Annotated in this window: 24 protein-coding genes and 1 tRNA gene; 9 read left to right on the plus strand and 16 right to left on the minus strand. The window is 62.7% G+C overall.

What is annotated here, in order from left to right; all coding sequences use genetic code 11:
• Positions 1-314 precede the first annotated feature (314 nt).
• Entirely contained in the window at positions 315-650 is a 336-nt protein-coding gene (locus tag PY310_RS19800; RefSeq protein ID WP_275216282.1) for a hypothetical protein, read from the minus strand.
• A 229-nt stretch (positions 651-879) separates the two neighbouring features.
• Here PY310_RS19800 and PY310_RS19805 point away from each other — a divergent pair, with 229 nt between their 5' ends.
• The 3 genes from PY310_RS19805 to PY310_RS19815 are packed head-to-tail and all read left to right on the plus strand — an operon-like array spanning position 880 to position 4360.
• Complete coding sequence (locus PY310_RS19805; protein ID WP_275216284.1) at positions 880-1251, plus strand: plasmid mobilization protein; 372 nt, start codon at positions 880-882, stop codon at positions 1249-1251.
• A complete protein-coding gene (locus tag PY310_RS19810) occupies positions 1248-3098 on the plus strand; it encodes a relaxase/mobilization nuclease domain-containing protein (RefSeq protein WP_275216285.1) in 1851 nt (616 codons plus the stop codon). The genes PY310_RS19805 and PY310_RS19810 overlap by 4 nt, the downstream gene beginning before the upstream one ends.
• Positions 3095-4360 carry a hypothetical protein gene (locus PY310_RS19815; RefSeq protein ID WP_275216286.1) on the plus strand — a complete coding sequence of 422 codons (1266 nt, stop codon included), beginning with the start codon at positions 3095-3097 and terminating at the stop codon, positions 4358-4360. The genes PY310_RS19810 and PY310_RS19815 overlap by 4 nt, the downstream gene beginning before the upstream one ends.
• Positions 4361-4449: 89 nt before the next feature.
• Here the strand turns inward: PY310_RS19815 and PY310_RS19820 are convergent.
• Positions 4450-4520, minus strand: a tRNA-Gln gene (locus tag PY310_RS19820).
• 149 nt (positions 4521-4669) lie between these two features.
• Here PY310_RS19820 and PY310_RS19825 point away from each other — a divergent pair.
• Positions 4670-4978 carry a hypothetical protein gene (locus tag PY310_RS19825; RefSeq protein ID WP_275216287.1) on the plus strand — a complete coding sequence of 103 codons (309 nt, stop codon included), beginning with the start codon at positions 4670-4672 and terminating at the stop codon, positions 4976-4978.
• Between the two features lie 35 nt (positions 4979-5013).
• On the opposite strand, the gene PY310_RS19830 is transcribed toward PY310_RS19825, so the two are convergent.
• The 14 genes from PY310_RS19830 to PY310_RS19895 all read right to left on the minus strand — a co-directional run bounded on the left by PY310_RS19830 (position 5014) and on the right by PY310_RS19895 (position 18642).
• On the minus strand, positions 5014-5787 hold the full coding sequence (locus PY310_RS19830) for a hypothetical protein (protein WP_275216288.1): 774 nt from the start codon (positions 5785-5787) through the stop codon (positions 5014-5016).
• A complete protein-coding gene (locus PY310_RS19835) occupies positions 5784-6638 on the minus strand; it encodes a DNA-methyltransferase (protein ID WP_275216289.1) in 855 nt (284 codons plus the stop codon). Before PY310_RS19835 ends, PY310_RS19830 begins: the two co-directional genes overlap by 4 nt.
• A 169-nt stretch (positions 6639-6807) precedes the next feature.
• On the minus strand, positions 6808-7662 hold the full coding sequence (locus PY310_RS19840) for a DUF4913 domain-containing protein (protein ID WP_275216290.1): 855 nt from the start codon (positions 7660-7662) through the stop codon (positions 6808-6810).
• Complete coding sequence (locus PY310_RS19845) at positions 7659-9491, minus strand: type IV secretory system conjugative DNA transfer family protein (protein ID WP_275216291.1); 1833 nt, start codon at positions 9489-9491, stop codon at positions 7659-7661. The genes PY310_RS19840 and PY310_RS19845 overlap by 4 nt, the downstream gene beginning before the upstream one ends.
• Positions 9491-10981 carry an ATP-binding protein gene (locus tag PY310_RS19850; protein WP_275216293.1) on the minus strand — a complete coding sequence of 497 codons (1491 nt, stop codon included), beginning with the start codon at positions 10979-10981 and terminating at the stop codon, positions 9491-9493. Before PY310_RS19850 ends, PY310_RS19845 begins: the two co-directional genes overlap by 1 nt.
• A complete protein-coding gene (locus PY310_RS19855; protein WP_275216294.1) occupies positions 10978-12486 on the minus strand; it encodes an SCO6880 family protein in 1509 nt (502 codons plus the stop codon). Before PY310_RS19855 ends, PY310_RS19850 begins: the two co-directional genes overlap by 4 nt.
• Positions 12483-13799, minus strand: coding sequence for a TrbL/VirB6 family protein (locus PY310_RS19860; protein ID WP_275216296.1), 1317 nt, complete (start codon positions 13797-13799; stop codon positions 12483-12485). The genes PY310_RS19855 and PY310_RS19860 overlap by 4 nt, the downstream gene beginning before the upstream one ends.
• A complete protein-coding gene (locus PY310_RS19865; protein ID WP_275216297.1) occupies positions 13792-14490 on the minus strand; it encodes a DUF8175 domain-containg protein in 699 nt (232 codons plus the stop codon). Before PY310_RS19865 ends, PY310_RS19860 begins: the two co-directional genes overlap by 8 nt.
• Before the next feature lie 10 nt (positions 14491-14500).
• A complete protein-coding gene (locus tag PY310_RS19870; protein WP_275216299.1) occupies positions 14501-14782 on the minus strand; it encodes a hypothetical protein in 282 nt (93 codons plus the stop codon).
• A complete protein-coding gene (locus tag PY310_RS19875; protein WP_051422860.1) occupies positions 14779-15297 on the minus strand; it encodes a hypothetical protein in 519 nt (172 codons plus the stop codon). The genes PY310_RS19870 and PY310_RS19875 overlap by 4 nt, the downstream gene beginning before the upstream one ends.
• Positions 15298-15299: 2 nt before the next feature.
• Positions 15300-16634, minus strand: coding sequence for a MinD/ParA family ATP-binding protein (locus tag PY310_RS19880; RefSeq protein WP_275216300.1), 1335 nt, complete (start codon positions 16632-16634; stop codon positions 15300-15302).
• A gap of 36 nt (positions 16635-16670) precedes the next feature.
• Positions 16671-17162, minus strand: a complete 492-nt coding sequence (locus PY310_RS19885; RefSeq protein ID WP_028264603.1) for a hypothetical protein — start codon at positions 17160-17162, stop codon at positions 16671-16673.
• Positions 17162-18193: a M23 family metallopeptidase gene (locus tag PY310_RS19890; protein WP_231497150.1), complete on the minus strand. Its 1032-nt coding sequence runs from the start codon at positions 18191-18193 to the stop codon at positions 17162-17164. The genes PY310_RS19885 and PY310_RS19890 overlap by 1 nt, the downstream gene beginning before the upstream one ends.
• Positions 18194-18237: 44 nt before the next feature.
• Positions 18238-18642, minus strand: coding sequence for a hypothetical protein (locus PY310_RS19895; protein WP_275216303.1), 405 nt, complete (start codon positions 18640-18642; stop codon positions 18238-18240).
• Between the two features lie 317 nt (positions 18643-18959).
• Between PY310_RS19895 and PY310_RS21720 the strand changes: the two genes are divergently transcribed.
• The 5 genes from PY310_RS21720 to PY310_RS19915 all read left to right on the plus strand — a co-directional run bounded on the left by PY310_RS21720 (position 18960) and on the right by PY310_RS19915 (position 22693).
• Complete coding sequence (locus PY310_RS21720) at positions 18960-19229, plus strand: HTH domain-containing protein (RefSeq protein ID WP_419095530.1); 270 nt, start codon at positions 18960-18962, stop codon at positions 19227-19229.
• Between the two features lie 90 nt (positions 19230-19319).
• On the plus strand, positions 19320-19556 hold the full coding sequence (locus PY310_RS19900; protein ID WP_155854247.1) for a hypothetical protein: 237 nt from the start codon (positions 19320-19322) through the stop codon (positions 19554-19556).
• Between the two features lie 519 nt (positions 19557-20075).
• Positions 20076-20999 carry a hypothetical protein gene (locus PY310_RS19905; RefSeq protein WP_275216306.1) on the plus strand — a complete coding sequence of 308 codons (924 nt, stop codon included), beginning with the start codon at positions 20076-20078 and terminating at the stop codon, positions 20997-20999.
• A 505-nt stretch (positions 21000-21504) separates the two neighbouring features.
• Positions 21505-22380: an ArdC-like ssDNA-binding domain-containing protein gene (locus PY310_RS19910; RefSeq protein WP_275216307.1), complete on the plus strand. Its 876-nt coding sequence runs from the start codon at positions 21505-21507 to the stop codon at positions 22378-22380.
• A 76-nt stretch (positions 22381-22456) separates the two neighbouring features.
• Entirely contained in the window at positions 22457-22693 is a 237-nt protein-coding gene (locus PY310_RS19915) for a hypothetical protein (protein WP_275216308.1), read from the plus strand.
• Positions 22694-23121: the final 428 nt, after the last annotated feature.

Genomic DNA, 23121 nt, shown 5'->3' on the forward strand with positions numbered 1-23121 from the left:
GCCCAAGGGCTTACGGTGCCATCGCTCCGGACCCCGGCCCCGCACACCGAATGTGTGTCGTCCCGGCTGAAAAAAACCCAGCCACCACGACCAGGGGAGACGGCTGCCCGATGGCTTGGACCATGGGAAACTCTCCCGTGACCGGCCGGTACTCTACGGAGGCTGTGCACGGGCCACCGCTCGCCCCGGTGGACGTGAGGACGGCTGGTGACGTGGTGGTTGTGTGCAGGCGGTCAGTTGGGTCCGGTCGTCCCCATGTGTGCGGGAAAAGCCCCGAAGGAGATAGCTTTTGCCGTGCCAATGGGGGCGAGGGGTTACTCACCGTCGCTGGTTGCGCCAATCATTTCTTTCTCGCGTGAAGCGTCGTCATTTGCTTTCGTCTGGCGGGCGGCCTTGGTGCCACGTGGACGGCCGCCGGCCTTCTTGGTCGGGGCGTCCAGGCCGAAGCCGCGCAGATCGGATTCGGTCCAGTCCGCGCGCAGGGCGGCCTGGTAGTCCTTGGCGTACTTCTGCTCTGCGGCCGCTAGCAGCTGGGCGGCTTCTGCGAGTTCGACGCCGCTGGCAGCTGCCGTCTTCACCGCGTTCACTTTCGCGTCCCGTGCAGCGTCAATTTTTGCAGCCGCTCTTGCGGCTATGTCGTTGATATCCATACCTCAAGCCTAACCGTTCCTCCCAGCCGTGTCGGGAGGTTTTGGCGAGGGCACACCCAATGGTGCGAAAACCAACGAAGGCAGCCGAAACGGAGCAAGCTGGGTACTTATCTACGATAAGTCCGCTTCAACCTCGCTTTCGCGCTCGGTTGGTGGCAAACTGGTGTTTGCGTCCCCCATGTCTGGGGGTCGCTGCGCTGGGCTTTTTCAGTGACCGTGAGGAGGGAACGTGCCGGATCGTCGTCGTCGTGCGAATGTGAAGGGCGGGCGTCCTCATTCGTGGCAGGTGACCGCTTCCGATGAAGAAGCCGCTGCTTTGGTTGTCCGGGCTGAGCAGGCCCGTAAGACGGTGCCGGCCTTGCTCTTTGACGCTGCGATGGCCCAGGGCATGGCGGAACAGTTTGTGCTTGACGTTGAGGTTCGTGAGGAGCTGACCGCGATCCGGAACATGATGCGGGCGTTGGGTAACAACATGAACCAGCTGGCGAAGCACGCGAACGCGACGGGGGAGTTTCCGGCAGAAGCAACTGCCGTTATCAAAGCCGTGCAGCGCACCGCCGCCCGCATCAATGACACACTCTTGGATCTAGGTCAGCGATGATTCCCAACGTCAGCACCGGCAGCCGCATGTTCGGCCTCATCCAATACCTTGCCGGACCCGGACGGGCCAACGAACACACCAACATGCATGTGGTCTGCGCGTCGGAGCAGATCGTATCCGTGCTGGACCGGCAGGAACTCGATACCGAAAACACTCGTGCCTTGGGACACGAAATGAACTTCCCCAAGAAGGCATTCCGGGTCTCCGATGACGACCGCGATCACGTGCTGCATGTTTCGTTGTCGCTGGACCCGGACCAGCTGGGGGAGTCGGGCCAGCGTGACGATGAGTTTTGGGAAACCGTGTCGCGGAAGTTCGTCTCCGAAATGGGTTTGGACGGCGCGGACGGGAAAGCCGGGTGCCGATGGGTTTCCATCCGCCACGGGCTGAGTAAGAACGGCAACGACCACGTTCACCTGGCTATCTCCATGATCCGCGAGGACGGCACATGGTGGAGCGATTACAAGAGTAAGTTCAAATCCCAGAAGGCCGCCCGCGTGATCGAGAAAGACCTCGGCCTGCGCGTGCTCGGGCAGGGTCTTAAGACCAAGGGAACCAAGCCGGGGGAGCTGGAATCACTGGCCCGCCGACGTGCCGAAGCAGCGTACGGGCGCGAAGCTAAGAACAACCAGTCCATGGTGCCCTGGGCAATGCTGGACAAGACCGCCCGTGATCACCTGATCGGGGTGCAGCGGACCATCGAGCAACCGCGCGTGGAGCTTGCCCGGCGGTTGCGCGGAGCAGGCGCTGGAGCACGTTCGGAAGCTGAGTATGTGCAGCGGCTCCGAGGCTCGGGCCTGTTAGTTCGGCCCTACTTCGCCAAGGGCAGCACCAGGACAGTTGCCGGATATTCGGTAGCGTTCCGGCCGCAATCGGGGGAGCGTCCTATCTGGTACGGCGGCGGAACCCTGGCAAAGGATTTGGCGTTGCCAGCGCTGCGCGGACAGTGGCCCGAAGCTGACCCCGCGGCCGCCGTCCCGGAATGGAAAGCCGCAGGGAAGAACAAGGCATTCGCTACCGCCGTCCCCGCCGGTTCGGACGTGGTGTCCGCCGAGGTTGTGAACGGCTTCTTCCGGGAGATGAAAGACGCCGCCGCGCTATTCCGCGACGTGCAGGGAACCGACCCGGCACGGTTCGCGCAGATCGCCCGGCAGGGTGCAGGAGTGCTCTCGGCGTGGAGTGTCGCAGCCGGGGCAGAGGGAGACGCAGCGGCCAAGAACCTCGCGGCCGCCGCCGATCTTTTCGCCAGGCACGCGCAGCTGGCCGAAGAACCTAAACGAGCCGTGCTGCCCACCCGCGAGATTATTGCCGGGATCGCAACGCACCAGGCCATCAGCCTGTCCAGACGGGCCGGGGCGTCGGCCGTTCTGGCCGCATGGAGTGATTTCGGGACCCAGTTGGGGAAGGCGTTCAAGGCCCATGATTACGGGCACACATCCGACCGGCTGGCCCGTGAGGTTCGGCAGAACCTGACGGCCGTGCAGCGGGCTTACCTGTCGGTGGACGGCAACCCGATACGGCCCCACTTCGGTGGCACCGCGCCCATGAAGAGCACTGCGGATGCAGCGGTGGCCGTACTTGACCGGCCCGTAGTGGCCGCACGCGGTGAAGCACCGGAGCCGGTTCAAAAGCCACGGCCGCGCCTCGAGGTACTGGAGGAGCAGTTGCGGGCGGCCGGCCTGCCTGAGCAGGCAATCCGGGCACGGCTCCAGGCAGAGAAGATCATGCCGACAGGTCCGCGCCCCGCCCAGGGGAAGGCCGCGGTGCCCAAGGCGTCCAGGGCACCGACACAGGGACCAGACCAGAAAGTACAACAGAGCAGGGATCAACAGAAAGGTGGGGGATGACGTTGAGCGAGACTGACGGCGTGGATGGGTTTGTTGAAGAGAGTTTCCAGCATGCGTTGGCGATGGCCGCGCAGATTGGTTCCAGTGCGGCCCGGACGTGGCAGCAGCATGCCGAACGGGCGCGGGCCGATAACAGCCGGCGCGGTGCGATGGACCGGCTGGCGTTCGATTCGGAGAAGCTGGCGGCCGCGACCGCGCTGGCCCCGACTGCCAGGAACCAGTGGTGGGAATCGGCCGGGCAAGCAGACATTGTGGATGCCTACCGGATTGCCACGGCGTGGAAGGACCACGACCCGGTGGCCGCGTCGGCTGAGCAGAATATCCGGACCCAGCTGCAGGAACGTTTCGGGTTCGACATTACCGATGTCGTGCGGGACCAGCAGCGCATCGACGCAGCCCACACTCCGGAGGCTTCCGTGGAGGCGTGGTTGAATCTGGGTCCGGGAGAGCGGTCCACGGTGCAGGCACCGGAAGCCGTCCAGGCTGCCGCCCAGCGGTGGGCCATCATGCAGCAGAGCCCCGATTACCAGGACCACGTGTTGGGGCAAGTTCAGGCCAACAACCCGCAGGCCAAGGACCAGCTGGTGAAGGACTGGCTGGCGGCCGGATCACCGGAGGTCCGGCCGTTCGATCCGGAGTTCCTTGCAGCGCAGAAGCGGTTCGATGGCCGGGAGCCTGCCCGCGCCGAGACTCGCGCACGGGAGGCAGAGCAGCGCCGGCAGGAGTTCCTTGCCCGGCAGGGACGGACCCCCCAACAGGCACATAGCCAGGTCAATACGGCCGGTTCCACCGAGGCCAGGAAAGACGCCGAGGGCTATAAGGCTGTTGCAACGGCCGAGTTCGCCCGTGCTGATCAGGCCAAGGACGAATCCGCACGCGACAAACTGGGCGGGCCCTCTCACGCGGAGGAGGAGTGGTACCGGGACGAGTTCCTTGCCCGCCACCCCGAAGCCCTCGACGCCGAGGTAAAGACCGACACGGCGGCCCACCAGGGGGCCAGCCACGAACGTGCGGGCAACGTAGCGGAAGACCGCGCGGCGGCCGCCTATGGGACCGCTGAGCACCGTGCGGCGTTGGAACAGCAGCTCGTGACAGCCGGGGTGCCCGCCGAGGCTGTCAAGGCACGCATGCAGGGCGAGAAAATCCAGAAATACCCGATCACCCACGCCGCCGCCGGCAAGGGCGCGAAGGCCGGTAAAACCCGTGGAGCGAACGCCAGTCAGGCACAGGCACAGAGCAAGAACCGCACGCGCGGCCGCTGACTCCCGGACCGCATGGAGTAGCCCCGCACACCGTTGGTGTGCGGGGCTACTCCCTTTTATGGCAGGCGCGAACAACCGCCAAACAACAGCTCCCCGACGAGGATTTGAACCTCGACTATCGGCTCCAAAGGCCAGTGTGCTGCCATTACACCATCGGGGAAAGTGGCCGCTGGAAAAGGAGGTTCCAGCATCAGCTAGTACGAGAATACTGGTCATGGCATACTCTGCATGACCAGCGGCAAGGCGTTGCGGGACAAGTCGTCCCGCCGGAACGAGGGCCACCGTCCACGCTCAGTAAGATTGTCTCTCGTGAGCGACGAACCAGGACTCTTTGATATCCCCTCCCAACCAGCTCCAGAAGCTCTCCGGGATCTGCCCATTCGACCGGAACAGGTCCAGCAGATCCGCCAAGCTTTTGACGATGCCGGTATCGCAGAGCAAGAGGATAGGAAGGATCTGATCAACTCTGTCGTTATCCGCGATGTTGCGTCACTGCGTGAGCTGCATGCAGTCGAGGTGCGCCGGGTACTCCTGGCGATCGAACAGCGGACTAAGCCCAAATCCACCGGATCGGCTTGGGACAATCGCGAAGAGGACACCTGGATAGACAAGCTGTAGGCAGTGCCGCTGCGTCCAGCGGACAGCTGCCAGGTCTAACGGGATTCCTTTTCCCCGGATAGCTTCCACTGTCCGTGAATCGTTGCGGCACCGATGTGAACGTGGAGCTTCACTTTTGCGTCGGAACGGTCAATACCGATCTTGAACATGGGAACAACGGCGTCAGCGGGGAACGGGATCGTGCCCTTCTGGGCGTTCTCTACTGACAACGAGTCGACTGCCTCAAACAGTGACGTTGGTATTTCCACCAACTGGTACCGGACACCCTCTTCTTCACGGAAAGCCCGCAGAATGACGATGCCATCCGTTATGTCCCGGTATTCCTTGAAAAGCGCCACAATGCGGTCACGCCGCTCGGCTTGCCTCCGGGCATCCTGTATCCAGGCGCCCTCGGTCAGCTTGGATATTTCCACCCAATTTTCTTTGAGGCCCTTGGCGGCCGTCGATTTCAGAGAAAGAACCATCCTGGTTCCGTCCTGGACAATTACGGTGTCGAAGAACCTGTTCGTAGCTCCCGCAGCGGCGCTTACGGTCCAGCCAGCCGCCTCGGAAGCATCGTTGAAGGCTGCCTCGAATTGCAGCGTCCCCAACGGTTCTCGGCTGAGCCCGTGATGAACTCTGAGCAGGGCGAGGAAGGCTTCGGCCCACTCCTTGGTGGTGAGCCAGGAGTCCTTTAGGACTGTGTGTTCGGCCGGCGCCAGGATGGATGTAACGACCTTGTCAACGATGATGATTTCCTGAGTGTTCAAGTCCTCAATTTTGCTGTGCAGCTGGGTTTTGCGGTCGCCGGAGGGGGCAGGGGTGGTCACGATTCAGAGAGTCTTTCGGAGATGAGCGGGAGATAGTCATCGTTGATTTCGCAGCCGATGAATTTCCGATTGAGCTTATGGGCAACAGCCCCGGTCGTGCCTGAGCCCAGGAAGGGATCGAGGATGTAATCGCCGGGCTCTGAACCGATCAGGGCGCAGCGGCGAACGAGCTCTTCGGGGTAGACGGCGAAGTGTGCCCCGTTATATCCCTTGGTGTTGATCTCCCATACATCACGCAAGCGGCGGCCGTTAGGACCTTTAACGGCGTCGATATCGTAGTGGTACTTCTCGTTCTTGCTGAACAGGAAAACATGCTCGTGGCTCCGCGTTGGGCGGTCCTTCACCGACTCGGGTTGGGTGTTTTCCTTGTACCAAATGATGTCGCTACGGAGGTACCACCCCGCCTGTTGCATGGCGAAGGCGAACATCCACGGCACACCGATGAGGTCTTTAGGCTTCAGGCCTTCGGGAGTCTTGGGGCGGACCGACATGGCGCGATTTGCGTTCTTTTTGTCGGGGGCTCGGTAACCCCGGTTGCCCGAGGTATAGCTGTCGCCGAGGTTGACCCATAAGGTTCCATCGTCGGTGAGTACACGAGAAACTTTGTCGAAGATGACTGTCAGGGATTTGATGAACTCGGGAAGACTCTCGTCTCTGCCGATCTGCCCATCATGGTTGTAGTCCCTTAACGACCAATAGGGCGGGGACGTAACTACGGAGCGGACAGTCCGACTCGGCACACGGTCAAGCATCTGCCCGGCGTCACCCAGGAGCACGGCAGAGCGTCCGGATGAAAAAGTAGTTGCGGCAGATTCATCCGTGGTAGACGCGTTGATCACATCAAAAAGCATGGCAAGTCTCTCGTTTGGTCTGACTCAAAGATATAGGTAGGCCTTCCAAGAACAGGTATTGGTGGAGCGTGAGTTTGGTCCTCACTTCCTGCAGGGCCGGCCACGGCAGAAGCTGTGACTGGTCAGTTCTCGGCGGCGGCGTTCTTCCCTGTTCAGAGGCGCTCCTTTGCTAGTCGTTGCCGGGGTGTGCTGGCGGGACGGTTGTTGCGTCGAGGTTCAGTCCTTCGGGCAGCGGGTCGGTGGGGTAGCGGACCATCTGGTTGCCGTGGTCAGACCGGCATTCGGAGAGCGGCCCGCCTTCGGCCATGATCCGGTCGAAGTGGCGGTCTGCGTGGTCGAGCATCCAGGTACTGACGGCCCCGCCGCCTTCGGCGTAGGCGACTTCGTATCCCTGCCACAGAGCGGTCATGCGCATCATCACCGATTGGTGGTTCCACCACTGCCGGCACCACCTGATCCCGGTAGTACCGCGCTGGGCCATGACGCCGGGTGCGGAATCGAAGTGCTCATACAGGGGGCCGTAGATGCCTTCGTAGAAGTCATAGACGGTGCGGAATGCTGGCTCGGGAGCCTCTTCGGTCTCCTCAGTGACGGAGGCCGAACCTTCCGTGTCCGGGGCGGCGGCCGGGTTATCGCTGATTTCACCGGTTTCGGCGTTGACCCCGGCGGCTTCTGCCACGTGACCTGCCACACGGGATTCGATGCCGGCGGCCACTTCTGACCAGTCCAGGTCATCGAGCCGGGCGTCCACTGCTTCCTCGATGCGCTTGGTGTACCGGCGGAGAGCTACTTTGGTCAGCAGCTTCTCGACGGCGGCGGCGTCTAGCCCGGCCAGGGCGGCACCGCCAGTACTCAACGCGCTGAGAGCCGCTGACTCCTCCGGGCCGGGTGCTGCGTCTGCAATGGGATCGGCGGCCGCCGTCACGTTGGGATCAGGTTCGTTGGCTGTGTCATCGAAGAACAGGCCGGATCCCGGAAGATCATCCTCCGGGACCCGCTCCGAGACTGACTGGGTGTCGCTCACGGTGCCGCTACCGGTGTGAGGTCAGGATTGCGGCGTACGGCGTCGGCTTCGGCCTCTGCATCACTGATGGTGCGGTCTGCCTGTGGGTCATGGGCGTGCAGGGAAGCCTTGACGGCTTCTTCGTGCTTGGTCCACATCCACGGGGTGGACTTGACCAGGGCAGCGCGGTTCTGGCCGGTGATGAGGATGCCCCGGCCCTTGGGGAGTGCGGCGAGTTCGGCTACATCGAAGATCCGGTCCCGGTGTTCCTGTTCGGGGCCTCGTGGGGAGTTCTTGGATCCGGGTGAACCGGGAGTTGTGTAGTAGTAATCCCCCACGGCTTCGGAGGTTTTGGACAGGAACGGCCCCGGCTTGTTCCCGCCCAGGTACAGAATCCAGTTCGCGGCCTGATAGAGCGCTTCCATGCCCTTTTCGCCCCAGACGGATTCACCCTGGGAGTAGGACTGCAGAATGGTGGCCACGAGGATTCCGCGTGAGCCGAAGTGGGAGTATTCCTTGGGGAGCTTGGACCAGCGGCATACGTTGGCCGCTTCATCCAGGATGGCCGCTAAGGGCACCGGCAGTCGCCCGCCAGGGCATTCTGTGGCGTACTCAACGGCTGCTTCCAGGACGGCCACGGCCATGGCCGTTACGAGGGCGCGCCCGCCACCGGCGGAGTCCTTGGAGAGCGAATACAGGGTGTCGTTGCCCCGGACGAACTCTGCCGGGTTGAAATGGGGCCGACCCCGGTACACGGAGCCCTCAATCTCGGGGGAAGCCACGACATCACCCTCAGCAGGATTGACCCACCGGGAAATCTCCTGATTGGTCAGGCACTCAGTCATGATCTGCGCCGTGGAGAACACACCGGAGCGTTCGGGCAGCGAGTCCGGGGAGAAGATGCTCGCCAGCTGGTTCAGGACCTCCACATGGCGCGTCTCGTTCAGGATGGCAATCGCTTCGGGCTCCCGCACGTCCCGGTCAGAAATCCAGGCCTGCACCGTGGACAGGGGCAGGCCCTTCACGGCGGCCGCGAGGAAGAACCCGCGAAGCAGCTGCGTGGCGCGGAGCTCGAAGAACTGGAAGCCCTTCTCTCCCACCGATTCCATCTCGGCCTTCGCGAACGTGTCAGCCAGCGTCCACGCGCTGGCCGCGTCATGGACCATCGAGAGCGGATTCCACCACCAGGTGGGTTTCTCCCCAACGATTCTCTGCGGGTCAAAGACCCAGATGTTCCCGCCGTTCTTGGCCCGCACGTCACGGGTGGCATCGGTAAGGAACCGCTTGTTCTCCGTCACGATCACCGCACCAGGGGATTCAAGGATGAAAGGCACCGCGTAGGAGGCGGACTTCCCGGCACGAGGGCCGGCAAAGATCAGCCCGACAAGTTCAGCGTTCGCGTACAACGGCTGGGAGGTGGGGATGATCTTGCCCAGTTCGAAGCCGGGCCAGCCTTCGGCCTGGCATTTCATCTTCCGGTTGTCGGCCAATGCGCTCTTGACCGAGAGTGACTTGACCTCTTTGGCCGTTGCCATGTGCCGGGCCGCCGCGTCTACCCACGAGGAGCGGGGGGCGAGCTTCCGCAGCAATAGCCAACCACCCACGATCAGGGCGGCCAGAGCCACCGCAACGGTGGCTATCCCGGCGACGTACAGGCCCGAGAATTGACGCGGGCCCTTCACCAGCTCCTGGATGATGACCGGCGGGTTGGCCCACGTCCCGGTGACGTAGAACCCGCCAACACTCAGGCCGCCCACCACGGACAGCAGCACTCCGACCAGCACGGCCATGCCGGCCGTCGTTGCAGCGTTTTTACGGCGCAGGTACCGCGCCCGTGTTGGCGCACCCATCAGGCAGCCTCCTCTTCTTCCGTCCGAACGAACCGGTTACTGCGTTCGTCGGTGACGTGATGCTTCTTCTCGATCTCAGTCAGGGTCATCTGCACCGGGATACCCACCCGGCCGGGGACCTTCAGGAGGATCTTTCCCGCGCCCGGAGGGGCGGCGGGGGTTCCGTCAGCGTTCAGCTTCGGCTTCCAGTCCGGCGGTGCGTTGAAACCGGATACCGTCTCGATTTCCTTGGCGTTGAGCGGCTGGACCGCGCTGAGCTCGTGCAGGTCATCCAGGGACAGGGCCATGAGGCCCAGGAGGCCGCTGCGCTGGGCGAAGCCCTTGGCCGTGGCCCGGTCCTTTGCGTTGGGCAGGGACAGGAAGTCCTTGGGGCTGTGCGTGATCTTCAGCTCTGCTACACCCTTACCCCTGTTAGTCCGCCCGACCCGGTCGGCCCGGTCGATGATGCCCTCACAGGCCCGCATCGGGTACCAGAACTCGTCCTGCACGGACAGGTAACCGCCCCAGTGCACGGACGGGTCATACTGGGACAGTTCCCAGTGCGCGTCGATGGCCGAGAAGCCGATGTTCCAGGTGGCGAGCATCGCGGCCGAGAGCAGCTTCGTGTTCGAGTCCGGGATTGAGGAGGTATCGAAGCAGAACCCGCCGGGATTTCCCACGGGAATGCTCATGGATTCGCTGCCGCCAATCAGCGGCCCCATTTCGCCGTTGAGGACGGCCAGCACGGACAGGTGCAACGTCCGGTACTCCGTGAGGAACTGCTGAGCATCGTTGCAGGCCACCGCCGAGAGGACTTCCGGCGGCGGGTTCAGGAACGCCGCTTTCAGGTCATACAGGGAAGGCCTGCGGACCCGGTTGATGACCGAGCGCACCAGCAGGGCCAGTACCGCATCTTCACTGTCGGCCAGCGGTAGGCCGCGGTTGATCTGGACGACCAGGGCAACCATGTCCACGGCCTTGCCGATGGCCTCCTGCCGCATTTCCTCACCCAGGACACCGCCGATCCTTGCAGCGGCATCCCCCAATGCCCCGAGGTGCAGGAGATTGATCCTGTCTTTCCCGCGCGGGCCGACGCTGAACACCGTGCCGCCCATCTTTTCGATGGCTTCGCGGTATTCGTTTTTCAGCGGGTCAAAGACCATCGGGACGATGCCGCGCGCGGCCATGGAGTAGATGAACCGCTGCGCGACCGAGGACTTGCCGTTCCCGTTCAGGCCAAAGAGCATCATCGAGGGTGAGGAAATCAGGCCCGCGTCGTACCAGGTCTTCATGTCCCCGGCCACGGCGGTGCCCACGTTCATATCCCGGCCCAGCGGAGTCCCGACGTTCGGCCGGGACGTGCCGGCCGAAAACGGATAAATCCCGCACAGCTGGGTCGAGGACGAATACCACTGAGGCGGCGCTGGGCGCTTGCCCCATCGGCCGCCGCCAAACCCGGTAAAGCCCTTGGATGTTTTGACGTGATTCACTTCGCTACCGCGCTTACTCATTTGGTGCCACTTCCGATCCAGAGGGGCGTAGTGCTGTACCGCCAAGGAAGAACGCCGAACGGAAGGGTGGTGTGGAACGCGGCCGAACCGGCGTGCTCCACGAACCGGTACGGCATGATCAGCTGGTTCATCAGGGACTTCACCTGATTCAGTGCGTCCCGATAAGACTTCTGATCCGGGGCAAACGTCACGGTGACCATCATCGAAAACAGCGACAGCCTGGCACCCTGCGCCAGCTCCTCTTCAGTCTTTTCGGCTACAGCCTTGGCCGCCCGGTCCCAGGACGTGGGCCGGCCCTTGCGGGTGCTGATCTTCCAATCAGCGGTTTTCACCAGCTTGTCCACGATTCTGGCCCCGCTACCGGGGTCCACGGGACGGTAGAACAGTGCAACGCGCTTGCGGAGGAACTTCGCGTTCGGCCCGAAAATCCGGTCAAAACTGCGCGAGGTTATGTGCGCGCCCGGAGGAACAGTCATCATCAGCGTCATCGACGCAACGCCATCGTGGAACACCACGCGGCCCTGTGAGTCATCGAAGAACCCCGGCCCGGCATGCTCCCAGTCCTTGACCGCCTGGCGGCCTTGGAGAGCATCCAAAGCCATTTCCTGATCGCGCATCGGCTGGTACGCCAGCTGCGCGACGTGGGCGAGTTCTTCTTCCACCAGTGGTTCGGGTGTGCCGGCGCCGGCATCACGGAGCATTTCGCTTTGGCCAGGAAGGCGGGCGGCTACCTCAGCTACGGCAGAGGACACGTCCTTATCGGTTGCACCCAGCGTTGCTGCATCCCAGACCATCGTGGCGTAGACGTTCAGCACGGCCGAGCGTGCGGGCAGGGTTCCCACCGCGTGGTCCAGGACTTCCTTGGCGAAGGCCGGGCCACCAGGGGCGACGTCGTCACGGATTGCTGCGCATGTCCCGGCTGAGGATTCCGAGGCTGAATCGACCACAACCGTGGCCCCCGTCAGGCCTTCTTCCACGCTCAGGGAAGAGAGCCAGCTGCCGTACTTGGAGACCTGGGCGTTGACCATGGATTGTTCCTGCATCGAGGCCCCGTCCGGGGAGCAGCCGAATACGGCTGCCAGCTGGTTCACGGCTTTGTGGTGAAGCAGCGAGTACTTCCGGCCCAAGCCGTCAGTACCTGAAATCGTGTCCACGTCCAGCAGGGCACCGGGCAGGCGCTCCGCGTCTTCCGGCGGAAGCGTGGACAGCGCCCCTGTGACGTAGAACGCCGAGCCGGAGGACTTCCGGGTAGCCAGGGACAGCGAATCGGTGATTTTGCCGATGATCGTCCGGCCGCCGAATTTCACCATGCCAAACAGCACGATCAAGGCCGTGACCAGCAGCACTACCAGCGCCACCAGATACAGACCCTTCATCATGAATAGCAGCGAAAACACCAGGCCCGCAGCCGAGACGATCAGCGCGGGAAGGCTGAGGCCATAAAGACCAGGTGAAGCAGGCTGAAGCCAGTTACCGAATTTTTCCTGTGCAGCGTTATCGCTCATGAGCCCAACACTCCCTTTCCATCAGAGTCTTTAGCTCCCTGAGCGACAGCGCCGCCCAGAGACTGAGAAGCAGCCTGAAGCCCCGAGCCGGGCCCGGAAGCCCCGGCCGACGCACCGCCGCCAGCGGCCAACCCGCCCGAGGAAGGCGAACCACCGCTTGGACCAGCAATGCCGCTACCGCCAGGTGTCCCAGACGGACCAGCACCGCCGGTAGAACCGCTCGGGCCAGAGGAGGAACCACCACCTGAGCCGCCGGACGTGGAAACGTCTGGTGAAGCACCCTGCGCTGTGGAATTGCCGGGAGACGGTGAACTGAACCGGCCCGCAGTTCCCCCAGCGGAAGCGCCAGCGGCGGCAGAGCCGCCCCCGGTCATAACGGCCGCTCCCCCGGCCACGGCGGCACCGACGACAGCAGCGCCGGCAGCCATGGCCATGGTCCCGCCAGCAGCTGAGCCCATCGCGGCCGTCGCTGGGCTAAGGAGCTTCATAAGCGCCGGAAGGGCAGCAACAGCCAGCACCAGCAGCAACATGCCGTTGATGACGCCTCCAATCCCGTCATCACCCGACTTCAACTTCCACGCGAACGCGTAAATGATTGCCGCGACAGGCTTATAAATCAGGAAAGCAATCAGCCACTTAGTGACCGTCGAGAAGCCACCTTCGGCACCGCGGATCATGGCCGCCGCAGCGGCGACCGGCCACACAGCGACCAGCAAAGGCAGGACCACGGCGCGGACGATCATGATGATCCACTGCAACAAAGTAGCGATCACCCCGAAAATTCCGGCCACAATCGCCAAGCCGGGACCGATTTGACCAACGGCCCCGGCTGCCGGGCCGAGCTGGTCATAACCGTTAACGGTCACGCCGGCCTCGTCGAGGATGTACTTCGCGAAGGCGTCTCCAGCGGGGATGGCGACCTGCATCAGCGCGGTCCCGGCTGTGGTCACCATGAAGACCATGAAAAGGGCCTTCGAGGCCTTCACTGCCTGATCCCCACGGGCGTGGACCATAGTCCAGATGCAGGCGACCATGATTCCCACCGTCGTCAGGAAGATGCTGATTACCTGCAACTGGTCAGACAGCCACTGCATGGAGGCACCGTCCAGGCTGACGAGCATCCCGGCATCCAGCCAGGAGGTCAGGAAACCCTTCATGATCGAATCCCAGGCGCCCATCATGGCTTCACCCAGGCTGTTGGCTCCCGAATCGACGGCAGAGTTCACCGCACCTGAGGCCGCGTTCCCCACACCGCCAACCACTTTGCCGGCAACGCAGGCCAAACCATCCGTCAAAGGATTGCAATCAGCCATTTGAACCACTCCACTCCACAAATCCGCCCTTGACGGGAACGGGCGGCTGGCCGACAAAGGTCGAGCCGTCGTCAAGAACTTTGAGCTTCCAGTCCCCGTCAACCCAGCGGAAGGTGAGCGGAAGACCGGCATAGCCTGAACTAGTCGCAGCGGTAGCCACGACGAGCGTTATTGACGCTTCGTCACCGGTGAAGCTGTCCACGATGAATCCGGCGAAGGTTGCAGGAGTGGTTCCTGCGGCCTTGTCCGGGGTCTTGTCCAGCAGAACCTTCTTCCCAGGGGAATCGATCGCGTAAACCTCACCCGCTTTGCGTGCGTTGATGAGGTTCCCCGCCGCATTCATAGACACAGCGGTGAGTGCCGCACCCAAGGGTGAGCGGGCGAAGCAGACAGGGAATCCGTCTTTTGTTTTGGTGGGGCCGTAGGTGTCCGAGACGGGCCACGTCCACCCCTTGTCGGCTTCCCAGCGGAGGTCTTTGGGCATGGCCGGCTTAGAGGACGTGTCCCCTTCGGGCACGTCGCAATCACCTGTTGCTTTGGTGGTTTCTACCGCTATCGGGTTGGGCGGTGTCGTTCCGGCTGGTTTGACCAGGATCAGGAACAACAGAATGGCGACGAGGAAGACCAACGCGACTGATGCCCACAGCGCGACCTTTCCCCTCAACGTTTGGGGGTTCTGCACCTTGCTCATGGTCGCCTCCTTATCCGACGAACAGTGCGCCGAGGAGGCTGGCGGTACCCAGGCCGATAGCGCCTGTGAGCCACCATCCGGCCTTGCCCATGAACTCTTCACCGCGGCCGCGCTGGTGAGCGAAGAACAGGCCGATGAAAAGGATCATCAGGCCCAGCACGGCGAGGGAACCGCCGATGATCTTGGTCCACATCAGAACGGTGTCAAGGCCGTCCTGGACCGGGCCGGGGAGCGGCTTGGCTTCGGCTACAACCATGGTTGCTACGTCGGTGAGTTTGGTGAATACAGTCATTTCATTTCTCCTTTAGTGATTGAAAGTGCGGCTCGGACCTTTGCCAGGTCTTTTGCCGGTACATCAGTGAAATCGGCCAGTGCAGAGCGCTTGATCAGCAACCCCGGAACCCAGGGGGCGGGGACCAGAGGAACGGCACCAGCTAGAACCTTGAGTTCGTTCTGGATCAGCTTGGGGGTCCGTCCCGGTACGGCCGGGACAATCAGGACCGCGCTGAACGCAGCCCGGCCGTGGGCAGCAATGGCGGCTTTGGCCGCATCGATGCCGTGCAGGCTGGCGCGGGCGACAAGCACCACGGGTGTCCCGTCCGTGGGAAGCTGCTGGCCGTGGTCGGCACCATCCAGGATCGAAGCCCAAGCCGTGGCCCCGGCACCGCCGTGCGCGGCCACGAAACCGACAGGCTGTTCTTCGGCTGCCGGGGTTGGTTCCTCTTCAGGTGCGGCCGCGCGGACTTCCGGTGCGATGCTTTGTGCGGCCGTCACCCAGGGACTGACGTTCTCGGTCTTTTCGGTCACGTTCATAGCCCACGCGCCACCGCTGCTGCCGCCCGCAACCACGCCCTGCGCGTTGCAGGCTGGAGGGCGCCGAAACGGATCTGACCGGACTTCAACGCCTCATCAAAGGGCACCACAACCACATCCCGGACGTAGGGCCGGAACTTCTCTGCCGTCTCCTGCGAGAGCCGGGCCTCGCCTCTTTGCCGTTCCGAGACGATCACAACGGCATTGGAAGCGAGTTCGGCAGAGCGCTCAGCCTTCAGGTCCAGGCCCTGCAATGTCAGGAGAGCAGCCTCTACCCGGTCCTCTTCGTTGGTGGTGGGAACCACCAGCTGGTCCGCGTGGTCGATCATGCGGTTCCACTCGGCGCTTCGGTGGTTGTTGCCTGAATCCATGAGGATCAGCCGGTAGTACTTGGAGACGACCCGATGCAGTACGTCAACCTCTTCAGCGGTTACTTCGTGCGTGCCATCCACATCAGCGTCAGAGCGCAATACGTCGTACTTGTCCGTGCTCTGGTGGTGTACGAACGCGTTGATGTCCGCCGACTGGGCTGTGGGCGAGAGCAGCGCATCAGCGGCGGCGATTACGTCCAGTGCGCTCCTGGCATGGTCGCCCTTCTCTGTACGCCACCCCAAAGTCCCTGTCGTGGGGTTGTTATCCCACCCCACGACGCTGCCTCCGTTGCGGCCGAAAACGGCAGCCAAGCCAGCCACGGTGGGTGTCTTGTTCGATCCGCCTTTCTGATTGACCACTGCAATGGTTCGGGTGCCGGCGAAGTGCTTGGATGCCAGCCGGATATCCTCGCGTTCGCTCAGTTCATCCTCGGACGGCGCGAGGGACAGGCCCAGGCTGTTCAGCAGACCCCGGAATCCCTGAGTAGCCGGCTCAACGGCGCTGGGGGCAGCAAGGAAGCTCCCCGCTTCCCTGATAGACCGGCGGGTAACAGTCTCTGCCGCTGCTGGTGCAGCGGCCGAGGCTGGCTCCCTGACGACGGTCGTAGTGGACCTAGCCGCCGCCAGCGTGGTTGTCGCGGCGGGCGCGGACGGGATGCGCTCAATGATCGCGCTGGCATCCTCCGGGACCGTTGCGGGCTGCTCTTCCTCGACTTCACCAGACGGTGAGACCACCAGGTAGGAAACCCCGGTGTCGTCCATCGAGGTCACACGGACGGGGCGGCCGAGGGTGGCTGCCTCTCCGATGACGCGCTTCATGAGCGCCTGGCGCAGGTCGTTCACGTCGGTGGCTTCGTAGGGGTGTTCTTCCCCGTTGATCTTCAGGACTCCGGTGTTGTCACCGTTGATGATGGCGCTGATCACCGGTTCCGGCTGGATCAGCGATTTTTCGATTGCCATGGGCCTACCTCTTTCTTTTCGGAGTGGTGATGCTGCTTAGGAATCTTTTGGAGCGACACGAGTAATCAGCCACGGTTCCTCCTGCCCTGACCGGTGGAGAGAGAGAACCCACGGGCCGTTATTCGTGGAGAACTCCGCCGTGACCGACATAGGGTTCCCCTTCTCCCTGACCAGGACCGGGCCAGAGAGAATCTTGGTGACCGGGATCCGGCCAGGGTCGATGTACTGCGCGGACTCCTGATAATCGGCGCTCATGCGCGGCTGGAGCGCATCGAACCACGCCCGTGCCGTCACGTCCGGACGGGCAAACTTACCCATCAGATCAATGGCAAGAGCCTTGACCTCCGCTTCCGCCGAGGCATCCCAGGTCACGACCGGCACGCCGTGATCCTCGTCGTGTTCGTGCAGCTCCACTGCGGCGCTGCTCGACTCGGCAGGCTGAGGAGTGGTGTTCGAAGCCGGGGCAGCGCAGCCCGTGAGGGCCGCGGCCGCGACCGCGAGGACAAGGCCGAAATTCTTGGTGCTCATTAGAAGCTCACTCCCTGTGCTTTGAGGATCGGTGCTGGGTCGGTGGTCTGGTTAATCGGGACCATGGGGTTGGGCAGGGCGCCTGGGAAGAACTCCATGTGCAGGTGCCGCCCGGTCACGTTGCCCGTGGCCCCCTCGGTTCCCAGCGGGGTCCCGGCGGCCACCACGTCGCCTTCCTTGACCTTCACTGACCCGGCCTCCATGTGGTACATGCCGATGGTCAGCTTCCCGTCCGTGGTTTGGCCGGTCACCCCCGTGCCGAACGTGCCGTCAAGGTTGCGGACCTTGACGATCTTCATGTCCGTCACCGCCACGATGGTTCCCGCGCGGCCGGGAGTAGCGAAGTCGATCCCATAGTGGAAATTCGCCAGCACTCCCCCAACCGTCCCGGCAGGTGCAGCGCGGGGGCCATAGCCACTACTCATGACCGCACCGGGCAGCGGGTGGACCCACTTACCGGAGAGTTCACCCAAGACAGCTCCCCCGGCGCTGGGGCATGCCCCGCTGGCATCAATCCCGGCCGTGGCTTCCCCGCCCAGGGCCTTCACTACCTCAGCTGCAGGAGCACGGAACTGCGCGTAGTGGTCCTCCACGGCATTGCCCTGAACGCGGTGAATGGCCGTACTGGGCTCCAGCTGCTCCCAACCAGCAACCCTGCTCAGCGCCTTGAAGAAGCTCGTGGCGCTGATGTAGGGGTCCATCCGGTCCGAATAAGAGCCCCACGCGCCGTTGTCCCGCTGCTGGAACAGCCCGCGTGAGTCCGGGCCCGCCACGTCGCCGTGGTCGATGACGTTCAGCGTGGACTCCCCAATAGCGGCCTGCACACCAAGAATCTGAGCCGCCGCCGGCAGACCAAGATCCTTCGCCGCCTTCATGATCGCGGCCGCGTTCTCCAGCTGCTTACCAGAGAAAGCACCCGCCTTCGCCGGAATGCTACCCACGGCCACACTGCCGCCGGCCACACCACAGGAGGAGGCAGCCTTAGCCCCACCCGCACCCAAGAACAGCACCACAATCAGAATGGGGGCCAAAAGAAAAGCCCCTACAGCCAGGCCTACGCTCCCAGCGCCGCCCTTCACGATGCGGACCGAACGGCAGAACGCCGCCGCACCCAGGAGTCAGCCATCCACAATGGCCCGGCAGCCTCCACCGTCAGGACCACGTCCGGGCGGCGGACACGGAAAACGACGCCGGGGCGACGGTCTGGGAAAACGTCTGATGCGGGATGGGATGTCAACAAGCCGGCGGACACTAGGTCGGCCACGACGGCGTTCAGGGAGTCTCCCAGCCCCGTAAGCCGGGCGACCTCGGCCTCATACGTCACGCACGCGGCCCTGCCTTCGACGAACTCCCGCGCGTCCATCATGCCCAGAAGCTCAGAGAGCACCCGCACCTGATCGTCCGGGAGGTTCAAGCCATCAACCCACGAGCGGAAATTCTCGCTTACCTGCGCGGCCCGATCACGAAGAGCTCCGTTCATCGGCCACTCCGTGCCGAACGGCAATGAAGTCTTCACTATCTGCCCATCCCCCTAGAACATCATTCCCACAACTAACAGCAACGACCGACAAAACTGACGTTGACCAGCTCGTCATTCTCCACAGACTGGACCAAAAGTGCTTGTCACACGGCCTCCCTGTGCAGAAGCTCACGCCACGCTGGCAGCTGAGTTTCGGGCCATATCGTCATATCACATTATATGGCATATCATCAGGAATGCACAGTTTGATACACAATAGGGAGGTGCCGAAATATGTCCCACTCGCGATTCCTGGCCTCACGGAGGGGTCCTTGAACATGCTTGGGGTCAACGCGCTCCGAACATCGATCCTTCGATACCTCGCCCAGCATCCCGATGGAGCAACTTCCGGGGAAATTGGTCGCGATCTAAATGTGGATTACCGGACCGTCTGGAGATATCTAAAAGAGATCGAGACGCAGCGCGGCGTGACCTCCCACCAGGCAGAGGGTAAGGGCCAGTCAGACAGGTGGCGCGTCTACAAGTTGAATGTGGAAGCCCGCGAAGCAGCCATAAACACTTACCTGGATTTCCTGCGGGGAACATAGCCTCCACGTTGTCGTACTTAATGACACATCGGACGTGCGGCGCGGCGTGTCGGAAAACTTTGCACTAGCCCTATGGCTAGTGTGGGCGTCATGGGAACTGTTCTTCGCCGTAAACGCGGCACAGGTATCAGCAACGTGCAGGTCAACTACGCAATCCCGAAGCACTGCAAGGACAAACTCCATGAGGTTTCCGAGCGCATGGGACTCAGTGACGCCCAGGGCCTGGAACTCATCCTCAACCACCTTGAACTTGAAGCGGACGGCCTCCCCGCGTGGGTAGACCGTCAGAGCCTGCAGGAGGCATTGCCTATCGCTAAGGCCAGTTAAGAACTGAAGGCCCGCACTAGGCGGGCCTTCATTAAGTATGTCGTTCAGATCCTTGTTCTTGGCGGATCACGATCTGAACTATTCAAGCTTCCTCTCGCGAGGACGCTCCCCTTTTTGCACCCTTCAAACGAAAGGTTATTGCTGCCTATGGTACCGGACCCGGTTCCGGCGTCAACGCATGCTCGTAGTCGTGTTTCCTGTCAAGTCACAGCCGATGGACCTCGGCTAGAGGATGAGCCAGGCCCCCGGCGGCTACAGCTGACGCCCGAGAACGTCTCTGCTCTGGGAGCAGGCCTTCCGGCCGTCGCTGAACCCGGATCTGGATCCGCTATTGGCTCCAGGAAGCGCCGTAAAGGGCGCGCTGGCAAGTACAAGCCCAGACGCGTACGCAAAGCCAACGAGCGCAGCAACCGCGCCGTATGGTCCGTCGTGCCGGCCGGGTACAGGCCTGCCCGCCACATCATTCGCTGGCTGCGTAGCATTCAGGAGCTCGCGGAGTTCCAGCTGGCTCGCAAAGACTTGAAAGCCAACATCTGGCGGTTCGTGAATGCCATCGCCCAAGGCCCTGGCTTTGACCCCGCCAGCATGACCATCATGCCGCTCTGGCAACGACTCCAGGAGCGGTTTGGATTCCCCCCCAAGAGCATCTCCAATTACTTCCGCCGACTCCGTGACTGGGGCGTCCTCGCCGTCGTGGCCACGGGTCGCACAGCCGAGTTCACGCCTAAATCCAGCGGCCGCACCGAGAACGAAGCAGCCATCTATGTGCTGCTGGAAAAGGCCGACGTTCAGTCTGTGGAAAAAAGTAGCGTACCGGTGCCCACTAGGGCTGTTAACAACCCCCCGCACGCGACGCGCGAGGGGGATTCAAAAATTCAAATGGAAGCGGCTCCACCGCTGACTTCTTCCAAACGCGCCGCACAGCGGCGCGAGGTCAATCACCAGCTGCTCAACCGGAAAGAACCCTTTTGGGATCCAAACACAACGACAAACGCCGGGAACAAGCGTGAGCGCCGCGAGGCCGAGCGTCTAGCCTCGCTGGAGCTCCAATTCAGGTCTTTTCCCCTCCAACGCATCTCCACAGCCCATGTCGCCGCCATCTGCCGGCCTTTCCTCCGGGCAGGCTGGACGGTCAAAGACCTCAAGCACGCCATCGATTGGCGCCCGAACACGGACGCCCGCTACCACCACGACGGAGCGGCCGGCGTTGACAACACCGGGGCTTGGCTCCGCTTCCGTTTGGGCAAGTGGATCCGCCCGGATGGCGGGTTCTACCGCTCTCCCAGCCAGAAGCAGGCAGCCGAACAAGCCCAGCGGGTGGCCGAACGGCGCGCCGCCCAGGAACGCCGGGAACGCGAACGCGGCGAATGGGCCACCTACACCCCTCTTGCCATGGGGTGGCGCGAGCGAGTTGCCCTGGCACAGGAAGCCCAAAGCGCATGACCATGGCTTCCCAAAATGAGAAGCAAACTACGCGCTGACACCCAATGTGGACCGCTTTGAGATGTATCCTCCGGTCTCCACCGGCCCACAGTGGGCACAGCGCAACGGCGAAGTTTCCCATGGTCCAAGCCATCGGGCGGCCGTCTCCCCTGGTCGTGGTGGCTGGGTTTTTTTCAGCCGGGACGACACACATTCGGTGTGCGGGGCCGGGGTCCGGAGCGATGGCACCGTAAGCCCTTGGGCAGGTTCTAAGGCGCGCAGGGGGCTCCTGCTCGGGCTGGGGGCGGTGATTACCACAATGGCTGACGGCGACAATCACCACTTGGTGCCGTAGGCCCGCGTGATCCAAGCAATGGCAGTCCCGTCATTTCTGGAAAAGCAGAAATCTACATTCCAAGAAATCCGGAAAACTTCCTCTAAAATCTCCTAGGGGGACTTGCAAAAAAGTTCCTAGGGGGGATAGAATAGATATAAGAAAGCAGCCCATCCGGAAGGAACACGAACCATGGCCACCGCCACCAAAACCCGCAAGACAGCCGAAGAGCGCAAGGCTCAGGCCGAAGCCCTTCACGCGCAGCTCACCGCTCAAATCGAAACGTTCACCAGCTCGGCCGAGTGGATGAAGTTTCTCGCCTTTGCCCAGGCATTCCACGCCTACAGCCTCAACAACGTGATTTTGATCCTCTCGCAGTGCAACATCGCGAGCCGCGTTGCAGGCTTCCGCAGGTGGCAGGACCTCGGCCGTCAGGTCCGCAAGGGTGAGAAGGCCATCAGGATTTTTGGCTACAGCACGAAGAAGGTCACCGAAACCAACGAGGCCACAGGCGAGGACGAGGAAAAGACCGTCGTCCGCTTCCCCATCCTCTCCGTTTTCGACATCTCACAGACCGACGTCATCGAAGGGGCCGAGGACTACAGCAGCCCCGCCCGCCGCCTGACCGGCTCTGATGATCTGGGCATCGTCGCCAACGTCACAGAATTTCTGACCGCGCGCGGCTGGAGCGTCACCCACGAGGCCATCCCCGGCGAAGTCAACGGCTACACCACCACGGACGGCACGCGCCGCGTGGTGATCGACGCGAACCTCTCCCCCGCGCAGGCAGCCAAGACAGCCATCCACGAAGCCGCCCACGTGATCTTGCACGCCGAGGAGGACCACAAAGAATACGTGGCACACAGGGGCGTCAAGGAAACCGAAGCCGAAAGCGTGGCCTACGTCATGGCCGGAATGCTCGGACTGGACACCAGCGCCTACAGCGTCGGCTACGTCGCCGGATGGGCCAAGGCCGACATGGAAACTATTAAGGCCACCGCCGCTAACGTTCTCCGCGCCGTCCACGAGCTCGCGGAAGCCCTCGACACCGACGACGAAGCCGCATAGAGCAAACCCAATTCCGGCCCATTTAGGGCCACGGGGTGGCCCGAAATGGGCCACCCCCCTTACCGAAGGAGCAACCTTGCAGCAGCTCGAAGGCCAGGGCGAACTCTTCGCCATCGCGCCCGATCCATTGATCTACACCAACGGCGAGCACCCCACTCACTGCGTGAAGTGCCGCGAAAAGCTCACGATGGCCTACGAAGGCGGAGGAGGCAAAGGCTACCGCTGGGAGAAATGCCAGAAATGCGCCCGAACCAAAGATCCCGAGTTCACGCGGAAACTGCGCGCAGCCATCAACGAGGCCCGCAGCAAATAGACCAGTAAGCGGCGGCCGAAAGGCCGCCGCCGTCCTCGCAAGCTCGGCCGGCGGTCCACGGCAAGTTCCATGGCCCCAGGCGTACCGCTGCCGTCTCCCCAGACGTCGTGGCTGTGGAGTACCTACAAACCAGGATCCGCCGGCACCAGGTCACCGCGGCGACCCAAAAAGCCTAGAACACGCTGATTCGGAGACGCTGACCAGAAACGTCGGGTGTAGGAGTCCTACAAGCCGGGGCAAAGTCCCCCATGGTCCAAGCCATCGGGCAGCCGTCTCCCCTGGTCGTGGTGGCTGGGTTTTTTTCAGCCGGGACGACACACATTCGGTGTGCGGGGCCGGGGTCCGGAGCGATGGCACCGTAAGCCCTTGGGCAGGTTCTAAGGCGCGCAGGGGGCTCCTGCTCGGGCTGGGGGCGGTGACAACCACAA

Source organism: Pseudarthrobacter naphthalenicus (assembly GCF_029076445.1).
In the GTDB taxonomy this organism is placed as follows: Bacteria; Actinomycetota; Actinomycetes; order Actinomycetales; family Micrococcaceae; genus Arthrobacter; species Arthrobacter naphthalenicus.